Raw genomic sequence first — 21,496 nt, 5'->3', positions numbered from 1 at the left:
GAGGATGCATACGGTAGCTTACTTCGATCATATACCGACCGCACAAAAATGTTGCCATCCACTTGGGGATTATTTTGCCCATCCACTTTCCACGAATGCATCCGCTAAGCGCGAGACTGCCTCCGGGATCTGATCCAAGGTAGCTCTGCCAAAGGTGAAGCGGACATATCCTTGCTCTGCGCCGAAAAGGTGTCCAGGTACGAAGACAACTCCCCGTTTGACTGATTCTGTGAGAAGACATTCGCCGCTCCATTCCCCTTTAAATTTGCACCACAGGTGAATGCCTCCTTCTGAACCGACCATTTCTACTTGATCACTGAACTTGTCTTGAAGCGAGGAGACAAGCTGATCGTGCCGCAAGGATAGCTCTGTTCGTAAAAGATCGATGTGACTCGCAAACTGAGGCGATCCGAGAAAACGATTCGCTAACCATTGCGGAAAAATGCTGTGTCCAAAATCAAACTGTTGTTTCGCATCTGCCAGTCTTTCCATGACAGTAGGGGGCCCGACGATCCAGCCGATCCGCAGACCTGAGGCGACGATCTTGGTCAAAGAGCTGATGTAGAGTACAGTTCCATGTTGGTCCAGTGATTTTAAGGTTGGGACGGGCTCTCTCGAAAAACTGGTCAAGCTGTATGGATCATCCTCGATGATCGGAATCCCATTTTCATAGGAGAACGCGAGCAATTCCTGGCGCCGCTCCAATGAAAGCAGTGTCCCTGTCGGGTTTTGATAATTCGGATTGAGAAAAACCATTTTGATGCGGTGCTGGCGGTGGAGCTGGGCCAAGTGCTTGGGGTCGATTCCGTCCCGGTCGACAGGCAGAGAGAACGTACGCAAGCCAGCGGAATGAAAAAGCGGCAAGGAATAACAATAAGACGGCTCTTCAATAGCTACCGCATCCCCTGGCTTTAACAAGCATTGAACGACGAGATGAAGGGCCTGCTGCGCTCCTGACGTAATCATAATCGAGGTAGCAGGTGCTTCGATGCTTCGCCATGCTTTCATATGGAGACTCAATGTCTCTCGCAATGCCCAATTGCCCTGCGGATGCTCATAGCCGAGATGGGCCGGGAAGTCATCGGGGGTCATGAGCTGTTGGAGTGCTTGATTGGGGACGAGATCGGTTGAGAGCTCGCCACTCGCCAAATCGATCAAGTCATTTTCCTGTGTTTCACGACGGATTTTGCGAATCAACGGTAAATTCGGGCGAAACGACCCTGACTCCGTCAAATGACGCCAGTTCGGAACGCGGGTCCGTGCCAGTCCCCAAATATCTTGGCTGACGATGGTGCCGCTTCCTTGTATGCGCTCGATCATGCCTGCTGCTTGCAACTCATCGTACGCCGCGACGACGGTCGAACGGTTGACGTTCAGTTCCTTGGCCAGCGTGCGCTCCGAGGGTAAATAGCTGCCAGGACCGAATTCACCACTGCTGATTCTTTGCTCGATTTGCTCTGCTATTTGTTTATATAAGGGCTTGGTAGCCACAGAAGGTATGCCATCCATCATGAATCCCGCTTTCTACATTTATCCATTTATTATATCATGACATTCCGATCTTTCCTTTTCGTCTGGGTCAGGTAAAATAGATGAGATGGAAGGAGAGATGGACGATGAAACAATACCTGGATTTGTGCCAGCGCATTTTAGATGAAGGTGTCACAAAAGAGGATCGGACAGGCACCGGAACGACCAGTGTTTTTGGGCATCAGATGCGTTTTGACCTGAGTGAAGGCTTTCCCATGGTCACGACGAAAAAGCTGCATATGAAATCGATCATCCACGAATTGCTCTGGTTTTTATCAGGCGATACCAATATCCGCTACTTGCAGGAAAACGGCGTGCGAATTTGGAACGAATGGGCGGATGAAAACGGAGATTTGGGCCCGGTTTACGGAAGCCAATGGCGTTCCTTTACTGGACGCGACGGCAAAACAGTGGACCAGATTCAATGGGTCATTGATGAGATCAAACGCAATCCGGACTCTCGCCGCTTGATCGTTAGCGCGTGGAATCCGGCTGAATTGGACAAGATGGCTTTGCCGCCTTGTCACCTGCTGTTCCAGTTTTACGTAGCGAATGGCAAGCTGTCCTGCCAGCTGTATCAACGCAGTGGCGACACTTTTTTGGGGGTGCCGTTTAATATCGCTTCCTACGCTTTGCTGACGCATATGGTGGCGCATGTCACCGGGCTTGAAGTGGGCGATTTTGTTCATACAATCGGAGATGCTCATCTGTATCTCAACCATATCGAGCAGGTCAAGCTCCAGCTCACTCGTGAGCCGAAACCGCTGCCGAAGCTCGTGCTCAATCCAGAAGTGACTTCGATTTTTGACTTCAAATACGAAGATATTGAAATCGTCGGCTACGAATCCCATCCGCATATCAAAGGCGAGGTGGCCGTATGATCAGCCTGATTGTTGCCTATGCCCGCAACCAAGTCATCGGAAAAGATGGCGACATGCCGTGGCACCTTCCTGCCGACTTGAAAAATGTGAAGGAATTAACGACAGGCAAAACGATCGTAATGGGACGCAAAACGTTCGAGTCGATCGGCAAGCCGCTGCCTAACCGAAAGAATGTCGTCCTGACACGTAGCCAGGACTTTCACCCTGAAGGCGTAGATGTCGTCCATACGAAGGAAGAAGTGCTCGCTATGGGCGATGTCATTATCTTTGGCGGCTCGGAAATTTATCGCCAGTTTCTCGATGTCGTTGATCGACTGTACATTACGGAGATCGATTTGGAAACAGAGGGAGATACGTTTTTCCCAGCATGGGATCGTGATGCTTACACCTTGGTGGACAAACGTGAGGGTATCGTGGATGAGAAGAACGTGCATCCGCATGCGTTTTACGTGTATGAGCGAAAAAATTAGCTGTTAATCGAAAATGCCTCGTTGCTGAGGCATTTTTTTGTTCTTTTTTTACCTCTTTTGCTAGGTCGTTCGTCATGTGAATAAACGACATATGTATGGAGCCACATGCATATAAACGATAGAAAATAGCAGGGACGAACCCAAGGAGGTGATCGGGATGAAGGTAGACTTTCACGTCCATCTGGAGGAAGGGCCGTATTCGCTGGACTGGTTGCTCAGGCAAGCGGAATCATTGCGCCCCCTTGTGGAGCATGCCGAAGTGAAGGGGAGCCGAAAATGGGTAAGTATACTGACCAATGGGTTGGCAGAACGCCTTCAACAAGGCCCGTATTCACGGGATTGGCTTGAGTTGTATCGATTACGTGCCAAACAGGCGGGGATTCAGCAAGTTTGCGTGGTCGAGCACTTATACCGTTTTCTTGAGTATCGGTCGTACTACGAACAGCATGTGCACATCGGCTCTGATCGCTTGGGGACAGCGCAGCGCAGATGGCTGAGTCAGGTCGCAAACGACTCCCTGGACAGCTTTGTTATTTTCCTGCAAAAAGAGCGGCTTCGTTGGGCGGAGGATGGAATGGAGCTGCGTGTCGGGATTGAACTGGATTATTTTTCAGGTGGAGAAGAGACATTGCGGCATGTCATCAATCAATATCCTTGGGATGTGTGCATAGGGGCCGTGCATTTTCTGGAAGGCTGGGGCTATCCGATCCAGGATGCACGAGAACGCTTTGGAAGACAGGAGTTAATCGGATTGTACAGCCTTTATTTTGATACGCTGGAGGAGGCGATCGAATCGCAACTATTCGATGTCATTGCTCATATCGATGGCATCAAAGCGTTTGGTGTGCGACCGGAAGAAACGGCACTATTGCCGTATTATCAGCGTGTGGCCCGAGCTCTTGGACGCAGGGGGATTGCGACGGAAATCAATACAGGCTACGGCCTGGCGAGTCAGCACCGGGAATTTTCGCCTAGCTATCGTTTTCTGGAAATTCTGTTCCAGAATGAGGTGCCCATCACCTTGGCGTCTGGCGCTACTGCACCTGATCAAGTCGGTCAGCAGTTGGACGAGGCTCGAGCGCAGTTGAAACGGGTAGGCTATACGAGCTTTGCGGTTTTTGAAAAACGAAGCCGCAGCATGCTCGCTCTGGATTAGTCAAGCTCCCCATTTGTCCCATGATTCTGCTATGATGGGAGAAGAATGGTGCATCCAGGGGGAGGAGTAAGAACCATGACCTTGCAGGAACAATTAAAAGAACTACTAAAAGAGATGGAACCGCAAATGATTAGCTGGAGGCGTCATCTGCACCAGCATCCCGAGCTTTCCTTTCAAGAGGAGAAGACTCCGGCCCTCATTGCCGAAATATTGAGAGGACTTCACTTCGATGAGGTTCGCACAGGAGTTGGCGGTAGAGGAGTCATCGGCGTTTTGCGCGGAGGGCGCCCGGGTAAGATCGTTGCGTTGCGTGCGGATTTTGACGCGCTGCCGATTCAAGATCAAAAAGAAGTGCCGTATAAATCTACCGTACCTGGCGTCATGCATGCGTGTGGACATGATGCGCACACTTCCCAGCTACTAGGACTCGCTTCTGTTTTGGCAGCACATCGTGAGCAGTTTGCCGGTGAAATTCGCTTTGTCTTTCAGCATGCGGAAGAGGAAAATCCAGGCGGAGCTACCCAAATGGTTCAGGATGGTGCTGTAGATGGCGTCGATGCGATCTTTGGCGTTCATCTTTGGTCGATGTTCCCAGTAGGGAAGGTATACATTAGTGCAGGTCCGCTCATGGCGAATACGGACGACTTTTCTATCGAGATCAAAGGAAAAGGGGGACACGGCGCTGTTCCAGAAGAAACCGTCGACTCCATTGTGATCGGTTCTCAAATCGTCGGTCATCTGCAAACGATTGCCAGCCGCAACGTCAGCCCGTTGGAAAGTGTGGTCGTGACCGTGGGGACGTTCCACGGCGGAGATAGTACGAACATCATCGCAGATAGCTGTCGTTTGACAGGGACTGTCCGCACCTTTTTGCCAGACGTCCGCGATCGTGCGGAGCAGCGCCTGGCAGAAATTGCGGAGGGGACAGCTGCCATGATGGGAGGCAGTGCTACAGTTGTCTACGATCGAGGGTATCCAGCCGTCATTAACCATGAAAAAGAAACAGCGATCGCACAGGAAGCAGCCCTTGCCGCATTTGGAGCTGGTCGTGTGGAATCGATGAAGCCGTTGATGGGTGGCGAGGACTTTTCTTATTACTTGGAAAAGGTGCCCGGCGCTTACTTGTTCGTAGGGGCAGGCAATCCGGAAAAACTGGCGACATATCCCCATCATCATCCCCGTTTTGATATCGACGAGGATGCCATGCTGATCGCAGGCGAGCTCTTGGGACGAACAGCGCTGCACTATTTGGAAACACAGTAACGATAAGAAAACGCATGAAAGATGCGCTTTTGCCTACAAAGGACAAAGGCGCTTTTTTTGTTTTCAACCATAAGCTATACGAGGCTAGCTAGAAAATCGAACAAGGGAGGGAGTGGCCTTTCGGTGAGAAAACGGATAGGCGTACTGACCTACCGAGGAGAATCAGGCTTTGTCGAGCCCGGCTATTTGCGAAGGCTGGTTAAGGAAGGAAGAGAAATGGGGGCAGAGGTTTTTTTATTTACCCCACAAGATGTCCGTTTTGAAGAAAAGCGGATCAACGGTTATGTACCAGATGGCACGAAGTGGAGACGAGAGCGTTTTTCCTGGCCCGACATCGTCATTGATCGTTATCGCTACTATCCATTGCCCAAGCATCGTGCCTATTTGCCATTTCGCAAACAAGACTGGTTTCGTTATGCGAATAACCGCTTCTCGAACAAATATGTCGTTCATCAGATTTTGATACAAGATCCGGAGCTACAGCGCTGGCTTCCCGAAACACTCCCCTACGAGAGAAAAACGCTTGCCTCTATGCTTGCCAATCATCGTCAGGTTTATCTCAAGCCGACAAACGGCACAGGAGGCAGAAGCATACTGCGTGTGGAGAAACGAGCAGGTCGCTACCTTTTGCATGGCAGGACCAAGCAGCAAGCCAAAAGCTGCGAAAAACTGGCGACGCTCACAGAGGTGTGCGATCGGCTTGAGCATTGGATGAAGAATGAGAAGAGCGGAAACGAGCAGTTTTTTCTTCAGCAGGGGCTTCGGTTGTCACTGGTTCCCAAACGAACAGTAGATGCTCGGCTACTCGTGCAAAAGGACGGGACGGGTCAATGGTGTTTGACCGGGATGGGCATTCGCGTTGGGCCGATACAATCGTCCACCTCGAATTTGCATGGGGGAGGAACAGCTTTGCCTGCTGTTTCCTTTTTGGTCAAACGATTTGGTCAGGAAGTGGCAGAGCGGATCGTGCTGGAATGCAAGGAGCTCGCGATCAAGACTGTCACACGCATTGAAGAGCATTTTGGACTGATGATGGAGTTTGGTTTTGACCTGGGGATTGATGTTCACGGGAAGGTTTGGATTATCGAAATCAATCCGAAGCCAGGCAGAGAAATTTTCAAGCAGATGCGTCAGCACAAGCGCTATGCGATGGCGGTTAGACGGCCGCTGGAGTACGCGCTGTATCTCGTTAATAAAAATAATTCACCTGATTAAAGTGGATCTTCCATAGAGGAAGGTCTCTTTTTTTGGTATTTTCGTTTCTTTTAAGAGGGGGACACGGCATAATAATAAAAAAATGCACAAGAGGTGATAGGTACATGCAAAAGCAATCATTTTCCATCGCACTCGACGAGGAGTTGACGCTGCGCGGAGACATTCATTCAGAGGAAGCAGCAGGTTCAGCGCAGCCGCTGCTGCTATTTTGCCATGGCTTCAAAGGCTTCAAGGATTGGGGAAGCTTTCCGTACGTAGCCGATGAGCTGGCCAAGCAAGGCATTACCACGATTCGCTTTAATTTTAGCTGCAATGGCGTAGGGGAGAGCTTGACGGAGTTCGACGAGCTGGAGAAATTCGGACGCAATACGTATGCCCGCGAACTTGCCGATCTGCAAGCCTTGACGGAACGGATTTTGTCAGGTGAGCTTCCTGTCCCCGATTATGTGGACAAAACGAAGCTGTATGTATTGGGACACAGCAAGGGCGGCGGTGACGCGATTTTATTCGGAGCAAACAACCCGCATGTGGCAGGGATTGTGACCTGGAACGGAATCGCTCATGTCGATTTGTTCGACGAGAGGCTGCGCCGACAAATAGAAGAGACAGGCGTTGGATACATAGCGAATGCACGAACCGGTCAAGATATGCCAATCACGAGAGTCGTGATCGAGGACGTGGACAACAATCGCCAAAAATACGATATTTTGGAACTTGTTTCTACGATGGAGCAACCACTGTGCATCATCACAGGAGAAAAAGATTATGTCCGTCTGGTAGAGGGTGCAAAAAGAATTCATGAGGTCGCCAAAAACAGCGAGCTGCACTGGATAGAAGGCGGCGATCATACATTTAACACGCGTCATCCGTTTGCGGGAACATCGGCTCCGCTCGAAGATGCGATCAAGCAAACCGTCGCATTTGTCCGCACCCCACGGACATAGAAAAAACCTCGATTTTCCTGCGTTTTCAATCCATTTGGGCTGTGGTATACTGAGAAACGTCTAACGGTTAGAATGATGTGATTATTCAGAAAAATAACAGAACAGGTGGAGAAGAAACATGAATAGCAAGGTGTATCTGTATGATACGACCCTGCGAGATGGTACGCAGGGAGAGGGGATCAGCCTGTCGGTAGAAGACAAGATAAAGATCGCACTGCGGCTGGATCAGTTTGGTATCGATTTTATTGAAGGCGGTTGGCCGGGCAGCAATCCGAAGGACATGGCTTTTTTTGAGCGTATCCGGGAAATTTCGCTGCAGCACGCAAAGGTAACGGCTTTTGGCAGTACCTGTAGACCGAATGTAGCAGCGCGGGATGATGACAATCTGCAAGCGTTGATCTTAAGCGGAGCCTCGGCGGCGGCGATCTTCGGGAAATCGTGGGACTTGCACGTGACGGATGCTCTCAAGACGACATTGGAAGAAAACGTGCGCATGGTCGCTGATTCGGTCGCATTTTTAAAAGAAAACGGACTGACGACTCTCTTTTTGGCCGAGCATTTCTTCGATGGGTACAAGGCGAATCCGCGCTACGCATTGCGGGTGCTGGAAGCGGCAGAAGAAGCTGGAGCTGACTGGATTGTTCTCTGTGATACAAACGGCGGGACACTGCCGCATGAAGTTTATGATATTGTCAAAACGACTGTGGGCCATCTGCGGACGCCTGTAGGCATTCATCCGCATAATGACAGCGGAGTGGCGGTTGCCAATGCGTTAGCTGCCATTCAGGCTGGCGCACAGCAAGTCCAAGGAACCATTAATGGAATCGGCGAGCGCTGCGGAAACGTCAACCTGATTTCTGTAGTTCCGAATTTGCAGCTCAAGCTGGGCTATCAATGTGTGAGGACTGATCAATTGCAGGAGCTGACACAGCTGTCGCGCTATGTCGCAGAAATTGCCAACATGACGATGCCGAACAACCAGCCGTTTGTCGGGTATAGTGCTTTTGCTCACAAGGGCGGTATTCACGTAAGCGCCGTTATGCGCGACCCGAAAACGTACGAGCACATCGAGCCGGAAAACATCGGCAACAAACGTCGCGTACTCGTCTCAGAGCTCGCTGGTCAAAGCAATCTGCTCGCCAAAATGGAAGAGCTCGAGATCGATCTGTCGCTGGATCGGGAAAAGGCGAGAGAAATCATTACACACATCAAAGAGCGCGAATTCCAAGGCTATCAATACGAGGGAGCAGAGGCTTCGCTCACGCTGATGCTCTTAGAAGCCTCCGGCAAGCTGAAAAACCTGTTCAAGCTCGACTCCTTCAAGATCATGCTGGAAAAGGCAGCCGTCCAATCGATCACGTCGGAGGCGACTGTAAAGCTGCGTGTGAACGGAGAGTCTGTCCATACGGCGGCTGATGGCAATGGTCCGGTCAATGCGCTGGACAATGCGATGCGAAAAGCGCTGGAAGGCTACTACCCGTGCATTGCAAAAATGCAGCTGGAAGATTACAAGGTGCGTGTCTTGGATGAAAACGGCGCGACTGCCGCAAAAGTACGTGTCCTAATCGAATCCTCGAGCAACGGCGAAAAGTGGAGCACAGTCGGCGTCTCCACCAACGTCATCGAGGCGAGCTGGGAAGCGCTGGCGGACAGCATCCGTTACTTGCTGTGGAAAGAAGGCTGCGAGGAAGTCGGTAGTCTTGCTTCCTCCGGGACGCGCGTAGGGATTGTGAATCATTAGCAAAATGAACCAGCCCAGGCTGATGCCGTCGGGCTGGTTTTCTGTTACCTTTCTGTATTTACATAATCTCTGTTATTGGAAGTGAAATGAGCTTACACATCCAAGCTGTTGATGATAGCTAATATTTGATGATCTGTCCATTTGCCATTAATCTTTAGATTTTCTTTAGCTATACCTTCTTTTTTAAATCCTACTTTTTCCAATACACGAATAGATGCGATATTGTCAGGCATAGCCCCTGCTTCAATTCTATGTAGTTTTAATTCTCTAAAAGCAAAGTCTACAACAAGTTGAAGAGCTTCTGTTGTATAGCCCTTTGCATTATATTCCTTATCTAAAGAAAATCCCGTAGTACAGCTTTGGACGTTTCCCCTAGCAATTTGAGTTAATGAAATGTCTCCGATAAGTTTATCAGTTGCTTTTAAAAAGATTCCGAAAGCATATACTTGCCCTTCATCTGTCTTTTTTAATACCTGTTCAATGCGTATTTTTTGATGTTCTTCTGTATAAAAGGCTTCTGGGAGTAATGGGCAAACTCGTTGAAAAAAATCGCGATTTCTAGTATGTAAGTTAGCTAACTCGCTGGCGTCAGAAATCTTGTAGAGTCGAAGATATATTTGTTCTCCTACTAGTTTCATAAAACCCCTCCGATATCCTTTTCATACAATTTTATCATGGTTAATGAATGAAAAGATTGATCAATATCGTATTCATTTCAAGTTAACATAACGTCAGCTCGACGGTCCCCTTTTTGAAGTGGAGACGGACAGCCAATACCCCTTGCGGGCGTGTCAGAGTCGAAGAGAACTGTGCTTTTTCTTCTCCTCCACCATGTTGACTCAAACCCCACAGGCCTTCGGTCACGGCTGTGCAGAAGAAACCGGCCGATCAATCAACTGCCGCAGCTTTGTCTCCGTGGCAGAATTCGGGTCAGGTGTGTAAATGCTGCATTGCAAATCCGCGCTCCCGGAAACTTGCAGCGAAGTCAGATGAAAGAGCATTTTCCCTGCCTTGGCATGACGGAATTCCAGTAGAACCTCCGGGGCTGAGCTGACGCGGCTCTGCTCCCAAAGGTCGTGAAAGTCGGGATGAACCTGCCGCATTTCGCTTAAAAACTGCTCATACCACTCGTCCTCTACATACTGACCGTAATTAGCGCGAAATATCGCGAGAAAGCCGCTGACGAAATGCTCCCAGTTGACGGCCAGCCGTCGTAATTCCTTTCGTGTAAACACCAGGCGGATCAAATTCCGTTCTTCATAAGGGATTTGATCAAAATCGAGAAAGACATGCGCGGCTGCCTCGTTCCAACCGACAATATGACTGCGCCGATCTGTTATGATGGCGGGACATGAGCGCAGTTCTTTCAAGATTCGCTTGAGGGCAGGATTGATCTGCGGCGGTTCATCTTTTTGCACGCCTTGCCCGACTCCCGTGCCTGTCTCCAGTGCCAGCGCATACAAATATTTGCGCTCATCGACGGTAAGCTGCAAAGCTCTCGCTACCGAATCCAGAACGGAAGGCGACACCTTGATATCGCGGCCTTGTTCCAGCCATGTATACCAGGTGGAGCTAACCCCTGCGAGCTGAGCAACTTCTTCTCTTCGTAGTCCGGGGGTTCTTCTGCGCGTCCCAGGAGCCAGCCCGACCGATTGTGGCAGGATTTTAGCGCGCTGCGCTTTCAAAAAAGCAGACAGTGCCTGCAAACGCGTTTGCTGATTCATGGTACACTCTCCATCTCCTCAACTGGTTATGTTTGTTAGACTAGTACTCATTATACTAGGATAAACAACAACTTGTAATAGGATAACCCGTGTGACAAGATGATTTCCATAAGGCACTCAATAGGAGGCTCATCATGGAAAAAGTCGTTGTCACAGGTATGGGAGTCATCTCCCCGATAGGGAATACAGTGAATCAGTTTTGGAACAGTCTCGTGCAAGGGAAGTCTGGGATATCGCCTATTGATACTTTTGATACAGCACGCAATAAAACGAAAATTGCAGGCTTGGTGCGAGATTTTGATCCGGTGGAGCGTTTTGGGCGCAAAGAGGCGCGACGAATGGATCGCTTTTGCCAGTTTGCCCTTGCTGCTGTAGAAGAAGCGCTTGAGGATGCACAGCTTCGGCTGGAAGAGTTGGACCCCGAGCGAATCGGGGTATATGTAGGCTCTGGCATTGGTGGGGTAGCGACACTGCTTGAGCAGCATGATGTCCTGCGTGAGCGTGGTCCAGAGCGGGTCAGCCCGACGCTGGTTCCGATGCTCATCTCCAACATGGCAGCAGCGATGATCAGCATCAAGTACGGTCTGTACGGGCCGACGATGTCACCTGTTACTGCTTGTTCGATTGGGAATACATCCATCGGAGAGGCTTTTCGGCTCATTCGCTCAGGCGGAGCGGATGTCGTCATCGCAGGGGGTTCTGAGGCCGCTGTGACGGACATATCTCTCGCCAGCTTTAGCAATGCGACGGCATTGTCAACGAGAAATGATGATCCAGCAGGCGCGAGTCGGCCATTTGATTCCCAGCGGGATGGGTTTGTCATGGCAGAAGGTGCCGGGATTGTGATTTTGGAATCAGAATCACACGCCAAGAAAAGAAATGCCCGCATGTATGCCGAGGTGATCGGCTACGGGGCAAGCTCTGATGCCTATCATATGGTGGCGACACATCCAGAAGGAATCGGCCCCTACCGAGCGATGAAATGGGCCCTCCAGGAAGCAGGGGTGCAAACGACACACGTCGATGTCATTAGTGCCCACGCAACCAGCACAGAAATCGGAGACCGCTCTGAGACACTGGCGATCAAAAAGCTGTTTGGCGAGCATGCGTACCGTGTACCGATCACCGCCAACAAATCGATGACGGGTCATATGTTTGGTGCAGCAGGAGGGGCGGAGGCGATCGCCCTGATTAAGAGTCTGCAGGAAGGGATCATTCCCCCGACGATCAATCAGGAGGAGCAAGACCCGGACTGCGATCTGGACTATGTGCCAAATACAGCCCGCAGAGCCACGCTAGACATCGGCATGTCCAATTCCTTTGGCTTTGGCGGTCACAACGCAGTCATCGTACTGAAAAAAATGTAACGGATACAGCCTGTTCCCGTAGTCTCAGATAGACTGTGGGAGCAGGCTTTTTTTATGTCGATAGAAAAAAATGAAACGTTTTGTAGCCTTGATTTCTCTAACAGGGGAGAAAAGGAGGGGGAACAGGTTGAACATAAAACTTGGTCTCGTTGCTCGTGCCAAGGCTGGTGATTCAGACGCATTCCAAATGCTTATTCACCAAGAAAAAGCAAATCTGTACAAGATGGCTTTTGTGTACACGCGTAACGAAGACGATGCGCTGGAGGTTTTTCAGGAAACGGTCTATAAGGCTCTGATTTCGATTTCAACCCTTAAAGACGATCAATACGTTACGACATGGCTGACGCGGGTTTTGATCAACACGGCGATTGCCTATTTGGCTAAAAAACGAAAAGTGATTTCCCTTAGGAAAGACATGATCGAAAATGTACGGGATACAGGAAGTGTAAGGCTGGAGGAACGGATTGATCTGCTAGAAGCAATGGAAGAGCTCGAAGAAAAGTATGTAACGGTACTGCTGCTAAGGTTTTACAAAGATTATTCCGTCAAGCAGATCGCGGAAACGCTGGATTGTCCGGAAGGCACTGTGAAAACGAATATTCACAGAGGGTTGACTCTATTAAAGAAGAAGCTGAAAGGGGAGTACTTCGATGAGAGAAAAAATTCATGCCTATAAAGAGCAAGTAGACCGTATTCCAGTCCCTACAGAAAAGCTGGACGCGATTATCGCCCAAACGGTTCAGCAGGCTGCCCCGAAAAGAAAAAGCCTGAACAAACGAAAGCTGGTGTACAGCACAGGGGCAGCGGTCTTAGCTTTAGGGGTCTTGTTTAGCTCAGCAGCAGTTTCCCCAGCGATGGCGAACCTGGTGTCCAAGGTGCCTTTGATTGGATCGATTTTTGCGGCATATGGAGACAGCGGATTGAAACAAGCGAGTGAAAAAGGCTTAACAACGGTCATTGGCGAGTCGCAGGACGTGGGTGGCCATGCGATCACTGTCAATGAAGTTTACTATGACGGCACACGATTTACGATTGGTTATACATTAGAAACGAAGCAGGCAGTCGGAGAGCATTATTTAGGCTCCTCGCCAGATCTGACGGCAAATGGGAAAGCATTTGGATACACAGGAAGCAGCAAGCATACACAAATCACGCCGACACTTGCGACCGGGATTGTTGAAATTGACGCAATCAATGGCTTGCCTGAGGAGTTCAAGCTTGGATTGAGCTTCCATGGGGAGGACGGCAAGGAGTGGAGCTTCTCCTTGCCAATCAGTTCCCGTACAGACACGAAGCGCATTCCAATCCATCACCAGCAACAAGCTGGAAGCATTGACCTGACTGTTTCCGATATAACAATGGGTCCAGCTGGACTGGTTGTCGGCTTCCAGGCGGTATCGGAGGAAATCGGTTATTTATCGAGCTATTTGGAATTCAAGGTCGTGGATGAAAAAGGAAACGAGCTGGGAGCATACTCCGGCGGCAGCCAAGGCAAAAAGTCAGACGGAAAAGAGTATCTCACGGGTACAAGGCGTTTCGACCCAGTTACAGCGGATGTAAAAGAATTAACGATCACGCCGTATCTGTCATTGCCAGCTCAGAGTGGCGGTGTTGAGATAGGGGACCAGGGGGAGGAATCCGTAATCAAACCAGCGATGGAAACGATGAAAAAGCTGGGGAAAGACATCGAGTTCAAAACGTTTACGGTTACGTTAAAAAAATAAAGATCACGCAAAAAAGCGTCACTCCCTGTACAGGAGCGACGCTTTTTTCTTTCTTTGTTGGGGCAAAAACTAGGATTGTTTTCTCATCGCACCCAGCTCTTCAACGATGGCGGTCATTTCATTGATGCCAAACGCCGCTTTTTTCTGCACCATGTTGTACAAGTACAGCAAATCCTCGTAATGAACGAGATCGAAATCCTCCGGGCGCATCACCGCCGTATTCGCCATGTTCAGCTTTGCTTTGATGCCTTCAATGATAATAGCGAGGTTTTCAACAGAAGGTTGATTCAGGTCAGCCATATTTTCTCTCTCCTCTCTACAAAGCTGGTGCTTATTTTGTCAGTTGCCCACGTGTGACGCCCAATTGGTTGGTTGCCTTCAGGGTACGCCATACGTGTGTACCGCTAACTTCTCCGCGCAATGCCTTGCGATACAGACTGATTACTTCTTTCACGCGCTCTGGTTCTTCTTCCAAAAACTCGATGCGGTAGCTGCCGACATTGAGAGAGCGGAACTCACTCAAGTACTCAGCGCCGGACTGGTCAATCGCGTTATAAACGGTATTGCGGCAACCGGTATCCACACGTACAGGGTGAGAGAAGCCGACGCGGTCTTTCAAAGAAATGCGGGAGGTCTCACATGGAGTTCCGCAGTTTGTATGGTCAGTACCTTCACTCATGAATGTGCAGTATACGCAGTGCTCGGTGTGGAACATCGGCATGTGCTGGTGGATGACCAGCTCCATGTTCGCAGCGTTCGAGCGGCTGAGCAGATCGACCATCTGCTGGATGTTCAGATCGTACGATGGCGTGACGCGCTCAAGACCTGTTGCAAGGAACAGCTCAACTGCCTTGTGGTTCGCGACATTCAAGGAGAAATCGCCAATCAGCGGAATGTCGATTTCATCACGACGGGACAAGTAGTAATAGAGTGCTCCCGTATTGCGCACCAGAATAGCGTCTGGCTTGCTTTTCGCGATCAGAGCAAGGACACCGTTTTCATCCGGCATATGAATGCGCATGGTAGCAATCCCGATCTTTTTCCCGTACTTATGGGCCAGCTTGACGCCCTCTGGATACTGCTTGACGAATTCAAAGTCAGCGTAGAGGAAGTCCACATCTGTTTGCGCAGCTGCTTCCAATTGCTCAAGCGAGCGGCACAGAGCTGTCAGGAGCGGCTTTTCCACTGGTTTTCTCGTTGGTACGTCCGCGTATACATTGATATCGTGATGATGGTAAATCGGCGGCTTGGAACGCAGGAACACGAGCTGTTCGACTGCGTCACGGCGCATCCGGTTCAACTCGCTGACAGGTACGATGAGATCCCCTTCGAGATCGACAGTCAGATCGTGAGCTTCCAGGTGGAAAATGGTTCCGCCCAGACGGCTTAGTTGATCGTGCAGCAACTCCTTCGTCAGAGGACGCTTCAAAGCTGTCTCCAGCAGCACCTCGGAAGGAACACTGACAGCGTGATTCGCCTGTTTATCCACCCAAGTGACGCTGAGCTTTTCACCCAGCTTGCCGCTTACGTGAACGGACAGCGGGAAGGTGCGATAAGGCTTTTCCGTCTCAAACGTTTTGCGCAGGCGACGATCCAGCTCAGGATCGCTTGTCTTCCATACGCGGTCACCGACGTGAAGACGCTTCAGATTCACGTCATTGCGTCCCATGACGATTTCGTACATGCCTTTGGAAACTTCGCCTTCTACTTTTTTACTGCGGCTCAAAATATCATAGATGCGTCCGCCTTCTTCTTTTTGCGTGGGATCACCCGCGTCGAACACGATTCCGTCTCCGCGTTTGACAGGAGCAGTGATGTCCACCAAAACTCCTGTAGGAAGCAGTTTTTTCACGGTTCCCAAAAACACTCCGCGGCTTTTCGGGAACGATCCATCTACGAGCTGCTTGTTGTTTGTCCCGGTCAAAAATCCGTGTGTAAACCCGCGAGAGAAGCTTTGTTGAAGCTCGCGTACTTCTACCTCGGATGGTCCCGTATCTTGTCCGGCAAAATAACGCTCAATGGCGGCATTGTATTTGCTCACGACGTTTGCAACGTATTCAGGTGTTTTCAGGCGGCCTTCAATTTTAAAGGAAGTCACGCCAGCCTCGATCAACTCAGGAACCAAATCGATGGCAGCCAAGTCCTTCGGGGACAGCACGTAAGCGATATTCCCCATGTCCTTCTGCACACCGTCTACCATCAGGTCATACGGCAAGCGACAGGCTTGGGCACACTCCCCGCGGTTTGCCGAGCGTCCCCCCCACATTTCCGAGGTCAGACATTGTCCCGAATAAGAAACGCACAAGGCACCGTGGACGAATACTTCCATCGGCAGCTTTGCTTTTTCTCCGATTTTTTTGATCTCTTTTAATGAATTTTCACGACCAAGTACGACGCGTTCCATATCAAACGGCTTCGTGAACTCCACCGCTTCCGGCGAAGTAATCGTCATTTGGGTAGAGCCGTGAATCGGGAAGTCTGGAGAAATCTCGCGGATCATCTTTACAAGACCGAGGTCTTGCACGATCACAGCGTCTACTCCAGCGTGAATACAGGCGTCAATCAGCTCGCGTGCATCCTCCAGTTCATTTTCAAATACGAGAATATTAAAGGTAAGGAAGCCCTTTACCCCGTACATGTGCAAATAAGCCATAATCTCAGGCAGTTCCGCCATTTGAAAGTTCTCAGCACGAGCTCGCGCGTTGAACTTTTCTACCCCAAAAAAGATGGCATTGGCTCCGTTGGCCACGGCTGCCTTCAAACAGTCCCAGTTACCAGCAGGTGCCAACAGCTCGATATCTTCACGCTTTATACCATTTCGCATGTGTATGTCATTACCTCCAAGGTCTTCAAACAAGCTCTTCTTCATCATAGGGAAATGTGCTGGTCACCGCAACAAAAACATCCTTTCTGCCAGATGTTGAAAATGTGCCTTCCAGAAAGATACCTAGTGATGTTATTCTGTAAGAAAAATCGAAATATTCTACAAGCCAGGGGAACCGATATATGTTAATCATCAAAGACATTTTGCTACAGTTACTGTTCGTTATCGTCCCTGTTTTGCTGTATAGAAACGTTTGGCTGGGGCGATCAACCTCGAACAAGATGAGCGTCAAGTCATCAATGGTTATCGTTTGTAGCTCGATCAGTGTCATTCTTGCCATGAGCTTTCCAGTACAACTCAGTAATGGTATGGAGTACGATTTACGCTCGATACCGATCATTATTACCATTTTGTACGCTGGGTATATCCCGGGCATTTTAACGATTTTGGTTATGTTTGTCGTACGGATCGTTCTGGGTGGCGATGGTGTCCAAATGACGCTTCTCGAAACGATGGTTTACGTGATTATCCCGTTTCTGTTAGTCAATCGATGGTACGGGTATTCTTTGCGAAAAAAACTGACGGTCGTTCTCTTAATCGGATGCTTGAAGCAGCTATCCATCATCAGTGGAGGGATGGCTGTTTTGATCTGGAGAGGGTTCCCGTTGTCCATCATTAACGATTATCTGGAGCCGCTATTGGAAATCGGTTATCTCGGTTTGATCGTGCAAGGTGGAGCCGTTTATTTCATTGAGTTTATTCGAGAATCTCATATTATCCGCAAGCAGGTCGAACGCTCGGAAAAGCTGAACCTGATCAGCGAGCTGGCAGCCAGTGTCGCCCATGAAGTGCGCAACCCACTCACGGTGGTACGAGGCTTTGTCCAATTGTTGCGTGAGGAGACGAATCCGAAAAACATTGAATACATCCGATTGGTCTTAAATGAACTCGATCGGGCTGAATTTATTATTTCCGACTATTTAAATCTGGCCAAGCCTCATTCTGAGACGCTGGAGCGACTGGAGATTGCACATACAGTAAAAGAAGTGACCGCCATCATGTCCTCTTACAGTGTCATGAACCGAGTGGAAATCGCCTGTGAGACCGAGCCGGGCCTATTCGTAGAGAGCAACGCCGTTAAGCTCAAGCAAGCATTGATGAATCTGATGAAAAACGGTATCGAATCGATGGGACAAGGTGGCGTACTTCACGTCACCGTACAAGCAGCCGGGAACCATCATGTGATTTCCATCAGGGATGAGGGAGAGGGGATGACGCCGGAGCAGATTGAACAGATTGGTCTTCCTTTTTATTCCACAAAAGAAAAAGGGACGGGTCTCGGCTTGATGGTAACCTGTCGGATCATCGAGGCAATGCAAGGGACGATCCACTTTCAGAGTGAACGAGGGCATGGAACGCAGGTGACGATTCAACTGCCTGCTGTGCATACGACCGGAAAAGGAGGCGAACATGGACAAAGATCAAGAGGTGTGGGAGCGACTCTTTCATGAGTTGGCTGTAATCAGAAGTGAATTAAAAGCGTTCAAGCTTGAAACACGTGCAGAGCTCTATCAAATCAAAAGCGAGCTGAAAGAATGGCAGCAGCGTGAAGAACAGCAAAGGCTCCCAAACGAAGGGGAATAGACATGAGACGTACCGCAAACCGATGGTGGCAAAAAACAGGAAAAGTTGTTTTCGCAGCAGGCTTGGCTTTAGCGCTTGCTGCATGCGGACAACCACAGGAAGCAGCAAAGCCTGCCACACAACCAAGGACAGAAACTACGCCAGCTAATGCATCTGCGCAACCCGAACAGATACTCAGGCTGAATAACTTTACAGAACCGCTTTCTCTTCATCCCGGACTTATTTCAGATGTTTGGTCATCCAATGTTATTTTTCAGACGTTTGAGGGGCTGACTCGCATTGACGACAAGGGCGTTCCACAGCCCGCCATGGCCCAGGAAATCAAGGCATCAGACGATTTGTTGACGTACACCTTCACGATTCGCGACAATGCGAAGTGGTCGAATGGCGATCCCGTAACTGCGCACGATTTTGAAAACGCCTGGAAATGGGCACTCGATTCCAAAAACGGTTCCCAGTATGCCTATCAGCTGTTTTATGTAAAAAATGCAGAGGCGGCCTTTGCTGGCGAAGCGAAGCCCGAAGAGATCGGAGTCAAGGCAACAGATGACAAGACACTGGTCGTCCAATTGGAAAACCCGACGCCGTTTTTTCTGGAGCTGACGGCATTTTACAGCTACTTTCCGCTGAATACCAAAGTAGTGAAAGACAATCCGGACTGGGCAAAGGAAGCAGGACCAGCCTACACCTCGAATGGACCGTTTAAACTCGCTGCGTGGGAGCATAAAACCAAGCTGACGCTTACGAAAAACGAGCATTATTGGGACGCAGACGCTGTCAAGCTGACCAAAATCGAAATGAATATGATCAATGACGCGAATACAGAGCTGTCGATGCTGGAGGGCGGCGATCTCGATTGGGCAGGTGCCCCAACTGGCAATCTTCCGCTCGACGCGATGCCGACCTTGAAGGAAAAAGGATTGCTGGTGATCACGCCAAAAGCTGGGACGTATTGGTATGAATTTAACACAGAGCAAAAGCCTTTCCACAACAAAAAAATTCGCCAAGCCTTTTCATACGCAATCAACCGGAAAGACATTGTGGAGAACATCACGCAGGGAGGAGAATTGGTTGCGACTGCCGTAGTGCCGCCTACGATGTTTGCTGAGAACGAGCAAGGCTTGTTTACAGACAATGACATGGAAAAAGCCAAGCAATTGTTGGCGGAAGGCATGAAGGAAGAAGGGTACGCCAGCGTCGACCAGCTCCCGCCGATTACACTGTCCTATAATACGGAGGAAGCACAGACCAAAATCGCGCAAGCTGTACAGGACATGTGGCAAAAAAACTTGGGTGTGCACGTCAAGCTGGAGAATCAGGAATGGAATGTCTACTATGAAAACGTGAAAAACGGGAAGTACCAAGTAGCGCGGATGGGGTGGACGGGGGATTTCAACGATCCGATCAACTTCCTTGAAATATTCCGAACGAAGGAAGGCAACAACCATACTCGTTGGGAGAATCGTCAATATGCCGATCTATTGGGGGCTTCTGCCAAAGAGAAGGATGCTGCCAAACGAAAAGCGATCTTGCAAGAGGCGGAAAAAATCTTGGTGGACGAAATGCCAGTCATTCCGTTTTACTTTAAGTCTACGGTGTATGCGCAGAACCCCAAGTTGAAAGGCGTAGTCATTTCAGGTTTGGGAAATGCGCAGTACAAATGGGCATATTTCGAATAAATCATAAGTAGTCACATTCGAAGGGCTGGTCAGTCGGATTATTCCACGACCAGCCCTTCGAATACGATAGAGACCTTCTCTTCCATGATTTCTTCGAGTGCCCAGGCGCCCTCGCTGCGTACCCAATCATAAAGAGCGTTGTAGTAAATGTTTTCCAGCATATTTGCAGCGACAAGAGGGTTGAATTTGCTTTTCAATTGATTCTTTTCTTGCGCTTCTTCAATCAGGTCAGCGAACAGTTGACGCAATTCAAAGTACATGTTCTTTTCGTTCTCTAGCACTTTCCGATGTTTCATCGAGGATTCTACGACGACTTTAATGAAATCGAAATTGGTGATGGTGACTTCATTCATGATCTTGTAGATCCGCAGCACCTTCGACTTGCAGTCGTTCCCATAATCCCACTCTTCCCGACGCTCCTCGATTTCATGCAGACGCTCATATCCCCAGTTGGCGAGAATGGCTTCCTTGGAAGTGAAATGCAAAAAGATCGTACCGCGTGCAACATCCGCTTCTTCGGAAATCATGTCGATAGTGGTTGCTTCAAAGCCGTGCGTTTTGAAAAGCTTGATGGCAGCATTGAAGATTTTTTCGCGGGTTTCGCGCTTTTTCCGTTCCCGTCTCGTCGTCAAGTATGTAGCACCTCCTTAAGAACTCGTACGCTTGATTATAACACAATCGTTACCTAACAAAAGAATAGTTCATGCAATTAAGCATAAATTAGGTGAAAAAAGGATAGACTTCTGCGATGCTCGAATGTATATTTATATACTATAATGAATAAATATTAAATCATACCAGGCTCGATATGCATGGGGTGGAGGAGAGTAAAATGGGTGTTGCAAAGGCTTTGGCAGTACGTCAGGCTACGATGAAAGACGTGGATGCCATGTTGGAGATCGTTAATGAATATGCACAGCAAGGCTTGATGCTGCCACGTACAAAGCTGTCTTTCTTGGAAAACTTGCAATCCTTTATTGTCGCTCATGATGGAGATTCGGTCGTAGGTGTCGCGGGCCTACATATTTTGTGGGAGGACCTGGCGGAGATCCGTTCCTTGGCTATCTCGGAAAAAGCGAAGGGGATGGGCGTTGGGAAACATCTGGTTCTTCATTTGGTTGAGCAATGCCGCCTTTTGGGAATTAAGCGTGTACTGGCGCTGACCTATCAACAAGTGTTTTTTGAAAAGTGCGGATTTTGGGTGGTTGCCAAGGAAACACTGCCGCAAAAAGCTTGGAAGGATTGCATTAACTGCTCCAAGCTGCCGATGTGCGACGAAATTGCTATGATTTTCGAAACAGCCTGATACATTTGGTCTAGCCTTCCTTTTTTCT

Annotated in this window: 20 protein-coding genes; 14 read left to right on the top strand and 6 right to left on the bottom strand. The window is 49.4% G+C overall.

Annotated elements, in window-relative coordinates; all coding sequences use genetic code 11:
- Window positions 1-69: 69 nt before the first annotated feature.
- Window positions 70-1,509, bottom strand: a complete 1,440-nt coding sequence (gene pdxR / locus FB479_RS17610) for a MocR-like pyridoxine biosynthesis transcription factor PdxR (protein WP_185746389.1) — start codon at window positions 1,507-1,509, stop codon at window positions 70-72.
- A gap of 107 nt (window positions 1,510-1,616) precedes the next feature.
- Between pdxR and FB479_RS17605 the strand changes: the two genes are divergently transcribed.
- From FB479_RS17605 to cimA, 7 genes are all read left to right on the top strand, one after another.
- Window positions 1,617-2,411, top strand: coding sequence for a thymidylate synthase (locus FB479_RS17605; RefSeq protein WP_106657480.1), 795 nt, complete (start codon window positions 1,617-1,619; stop codon window positions 2,409-2,411).
- Entirely contained in the window at window positions 2,408-2,881 is a 474-nt protein-coding gene (locus FB479_RS17600; protein ID WP_142066160.1) for a dihydrofolate reductase, read from the top strand. The genes FB479_RS17605 and FB479_RS17600 overlap by 4 nt, the downstream gene beginning before the upstream one ends.
- 157 nt (window positions 2,882-3,038) lie before the next feature.
- Complete coding sequence (locus FB479_RS17595) at window positions 3,039-4,037, top strand: histidinol phosphate phosphatase domain-containing protein (protein WP_142066159.1); 999 nt, start codon at window positions 3,039-3,041, stop codon at window positions 4,035-4,037.
- A gap of 75 nt (window positions 4,038-4,112) precedes the next feature.
- The gene (locus tag FB479_RS17590) at window positions 4,113-5,300 is read left to right on the top strand and encodes a M20 metallopeptidase family protein (protein WP_142066158.1); all 1,188 of its coding nucleotides are present in this window, start codon (window positions 4,113-4,115) and stop codon (window positions 5,298-5,300) included.
- Window positions 5,301-5,423: 123 nt separating this feature from the next.
- Window positions 5,424-6,515, top strand: coding sequence for a YheC/YheD family endospore coat-associated protein (locus tag FB479_RS17585; RefSeq protein WP_106657487.1), 1,092 nt, complete (start codon window positions 5,424-5,426; stop codon window positions 6,513-6,515).
- A gap of 104 nt (window positions 6,516-6,619) precedes the next feature.
- Window positions 6,620-7,459, top strand: a complete 840-nt coding sequence (locus FB479_RS17580) for an alpha/beta hydrolase (protein ID WP_106657488.1) — start codon at window positions 6,620-6,622, stop codon at window positions 7,457-7,459.
- Window positions 7,460-7,577: 118 nt separating this feature from the next.
- Window positions 7,578-9,200: a citramalate synthase gene (gene cimA / locus FB479_RS17575; protein ID WP_142066157.1), complete on the top strand. Its 1,623-nt coding sequence runs from the start codon at window positions 7,578-7,580 to the stop codon at window positions 9,198-9,200.
- Between the two features lie 92 nt (window positions 9,201-9,292).
- Here cimA and FB479_RS17570 read toward each other — a convergent pair whose 3' ends face one another.
- Window positions 9,293-9,838, bottom strand: coding sequence for a GNAT family N-acetyltransferase (locus FB479_RS17570; RefSeq protein ID WP_142066156.1), 546 nt, complete (start codon window positions 9,836-9,838; stop codon window positions 9,293-9,295).
- Between the two features lie 222 nt (window positions 9,839-10,060).
- A complete protein-coding gene (locus FB479_RS17565) occupies window positions 10,061-10,924 on the bottom strand; it encodes a helix-turn-helix transcriptional regulator (protein ID WP_142066155.1) in 864 nt (287 codons plus the stop codon).
- A gap of 134 nt (window positions 10,925-11,058) precedes the next feature.
- Here FB479_RS17565 and fabF point away from each other — a divergent pair, with 134 nt between their 5' ends.
- The 3 genes from fabF (at window position 11,059) to FB479_RS17550 (ending at window position 14,015) form a co-directional block, all read left to right on the top strand.
- On the top strand, window positions 11,059-12,291 hold the full coding sequence (fabF, locus tag FB479_RS17560) for a beta-ketoacyl-ACP synthase II (protein WP_106657492.1): 1,233 nt from the start codon (window positions 11,059-11,061) through the stop codon (window positions 12,289-12,291).
- A gap of 127 nt (window positions 12,292-12,418) precedes the next feature.
- Entirely contained in the window at window positions 12,419-12,967 is a 549-nt protein-coding gene (locus tag FB479_RS17555; protein WP_142066154.1) for a sigma-70 family RNA polymerase sigma factor, read from the top strand.
- The gene (locus tag FB479_RS17550; protein ID WP_142066153.1) at window positions 12,942-14,015 is read left to right on the top strand and encodes a DUF4179 domain-containing protein; all 1,074 of its coding nucleotides are present in this window, start codon (window positions 12,942-12,944) and stop codon (window positions 14,013-14,015) included. The genes FB479_RS17555 and FB479_RS17550 overlap by 26 nt, the downstream gene beginning before the upstream one ends.
- 69 nt (window positions 14,016-14,084) lie before the next feature.
- On the opposite strand, the gene FB479_RS17545 is transcribed toward FB479_RS17550, so the two are convergent.
- Entirely contained in the window at window positions 14,085-14,315 is a 231-nt protein-coding gene (locus FB479_RS17545; RefSeq protein WP_047071613.1) for a DUF1128 domain-containing protein, read from the bottom strand.
- A gap of 31 nt (window positions 14,316-14,346) precedes the next feature.
- The gene (locus FB479_RS17540) at window positions 14,347-16,839 is read right to left on the bottom strand and encodes a U32 family peptidase (protein WP_106657493.1); all 2,493 of its coding nucleotides are present in this window, start codon (window positions 16,837-16,839) and stop codon (window positions 14,347-14,349) included.
- A gap of 182 nt (window positions 16,840-17,021) precedes the next feature.
- Here FB479_RS17540 and FB479_RS17535 point away from each other — a divergent pair, with 182 nt between their 5' ends.
- The 3 genes from FB479_RS17535 to FB479_RS17530 are packed head-to-tail and all read left to right on the top strand — an operon-like array spanning window position 17,022 to window position 20,162.
- A complete protein-coding gene (locus FB479_RS17535; RefSeq protein WP_142066152.1) occupies window positions 17,022-18,350 on the top strand; it encodes an ATP-binding protein in 1,329 nt (442 codons plus the stop codon).
- A complete protein-coding gene (locus FB479_RS30545; protein WP_164724449.1) occupies window positions 18,310-18,483 on the top strand; it encodes a hypothetical protein in 174 nt (57 codons plus the stop codon). The genes FB479_RS17535 and FB479_RS30545 overlap by 41 nt, the downstream gene beginning before the upstream one ends.
- Window positions 18,484-18,485: 2 nt before the next feature.
- The gene (locus tag FB479_RS17530) at window positions 18,486-20,162 is read left to right on the top strand and encodes a peptide ABC transporter substrate-binding protein (protein WP_142066151.1); all 1,677 of its coding nucleotides are present in this window, start codon (window positions 18,486-18,488) and stop codon (window positions 20,160-20,162) included.
- Window positions 20,163-20,200: 38 nt separating this feature from the next.
- Here FB479_RS17530 and FB479_RS17525 read toward each other — a convergent pair whose 3' ends face one another.
- Window positions 20,201-20,794 (bottom strand): TetR/AcrR family transcriptional regulator, encoded by a 594-nt coding sequence (locus tag FB479_RS17525; RefSeq protein WP_047071619.1) that lies wholly within the window; start codon window positions 20,792-20,794, stop codon window positions 20,201-20,203.
- Between the two features lie 200 nt (window positions 20,795-20,994).
- Here FB479_RS17525 and FB479_RS17520 point away from each other — a divergent pair, with 200 nt between their 5' ends.
- Entirely contained in the window at window positions 20,995-21,468 is a 474-nt protein-coding gene (locus tag FB479_RS17520; protein ID WP_007722846.1) for an N-acetyltransferase, read from the top strand.
- Window positions 21,469-21,496 lie beyond the last annotated feature (28 nt).

It is taken from the genome of Brevibacillus sp. AG162 (genome assembly GCF_006715575.1).
GTDB classification, from domain to species: Bacteria; Bacillota; Bacilli; order Brevibacillales; family Brevibacillaceae; genus Brevibacillus; species Brevibacillus brevis.
Note: the sequence above shows the minus strand (reverse complement) of the source record. Positions and strands in the feature narration are given on the sequence as shown.

Coding starts and splice junctions, on each gene's coding strand:
- FB479_RS17540 (WP_106657493.1), bottom strand. CDS start 16,839: ATGCGAAATGGTATAAAGCGTGAAGATATCGAGCTGTTGGCACCTGCT.
- FB479_RS30545 (WP_164724449.1), top strand. CDS start 18,310: ATGGACAAAGATCAAGAGGTGTGGGAGCGACTCTTTCATGAGTTGGCT.
- pdxR (WP_185746389.1), bottom strand. CDS start 1,509: ATGGATGGCATACCTTCTGTGGCTACCAAGCCCTTATATAAACAAATA.
- FB479_RS17520 (WP_007722846.1), top strand. CDS start 20,995: ATGGGTGTTGCAAAGGCTTTGGCAGTACGTCAGGCTACGATGAAAGAC.
- fabF (WP_106657492.1), top strand. CDS start 11,059: ATGGAAAAAGTCGTTGTCACAGGTATGGGAGTCATCTCCCCGATAGGG.
- FB479_RS17545 (WP_047071613.1), bottom strand. CDS start 14,315: ATGGCTGACCTGAATCAACCTTCTGTTGAAAACCTCGCTATTATCATT.
- FB479_RS17535 (WP_142066152.1), top strand. CDS start 17,022: ATGTTAATCATCAAAGACATTTTGCTACAGTTACTGTTCGTTATCGTC.
- FB479_RS17565 (WP_142066155.1), bottom strand. CDS start 10,924: ATGAATCAGCAAACGCGTTTGCAGGCACTGTCTGCTTTTTTGAAAGCG.
- FB479_RS17530 (WP_142066151.1), top strand. CDS start 18,486: ATGAGACGTACCGCAAACCGATGGTGGCAAAAAACAGGAAAAGTTGTT.
- FB479_RS17590 (WP_142066158.1), top strand. CDS start 4,113: ATGACCTTGCAGGAACAATTAAAAGAACTACTAAAAGAGATGGAACCG.
- FB479_RS17605 (WP_106657480.1), top strand. CDS start 1,617: ATGAAACAATACCTGGATTTGTGCCAGCGCATTTTAGATGAAGGTGTC.
- FB479_RS17580 (WP_106657488.1), top strand. CDS start 6,620: ATGCAAAAGCAATCATTTTCCATCGCACTCGACGAGGAGTTGACGCTG.
- cimA (WP_142066157.1), top strand. CDS start 7,578: ATGAATAGCAAGGTGTATCTGTATGATACGACCCTGCGAGATGGTACG.
- FB479_RS17570 (WP_142066156.1), bottom strand. CDS start 9,838: ATGAAACTAGTAGGAGAACAAATATATCTTCGACTCTACAAGATTTCT.
- FB479_RS17595 (WP_142066159.1), top strand. CDS start 3,039: ATGAAGGTAGACTTTCACGTCCATCTGGAGGAAGGGCCGTATTCGCTG.
- FB479_RS17600 (WP_142066160.1), top strand. CDS start 2,408: ATGATCAGCCTGATTGTTGCCTATGCCCGCAACCAAGTCATCGGAAAA.
- FB479_RS17550 (WP_142066153.1), top strand. CDS start 12,942: ATGAGAGAAAAAATTCATGCCTATAAAGAGCAAGTAGACCGTATTCCA.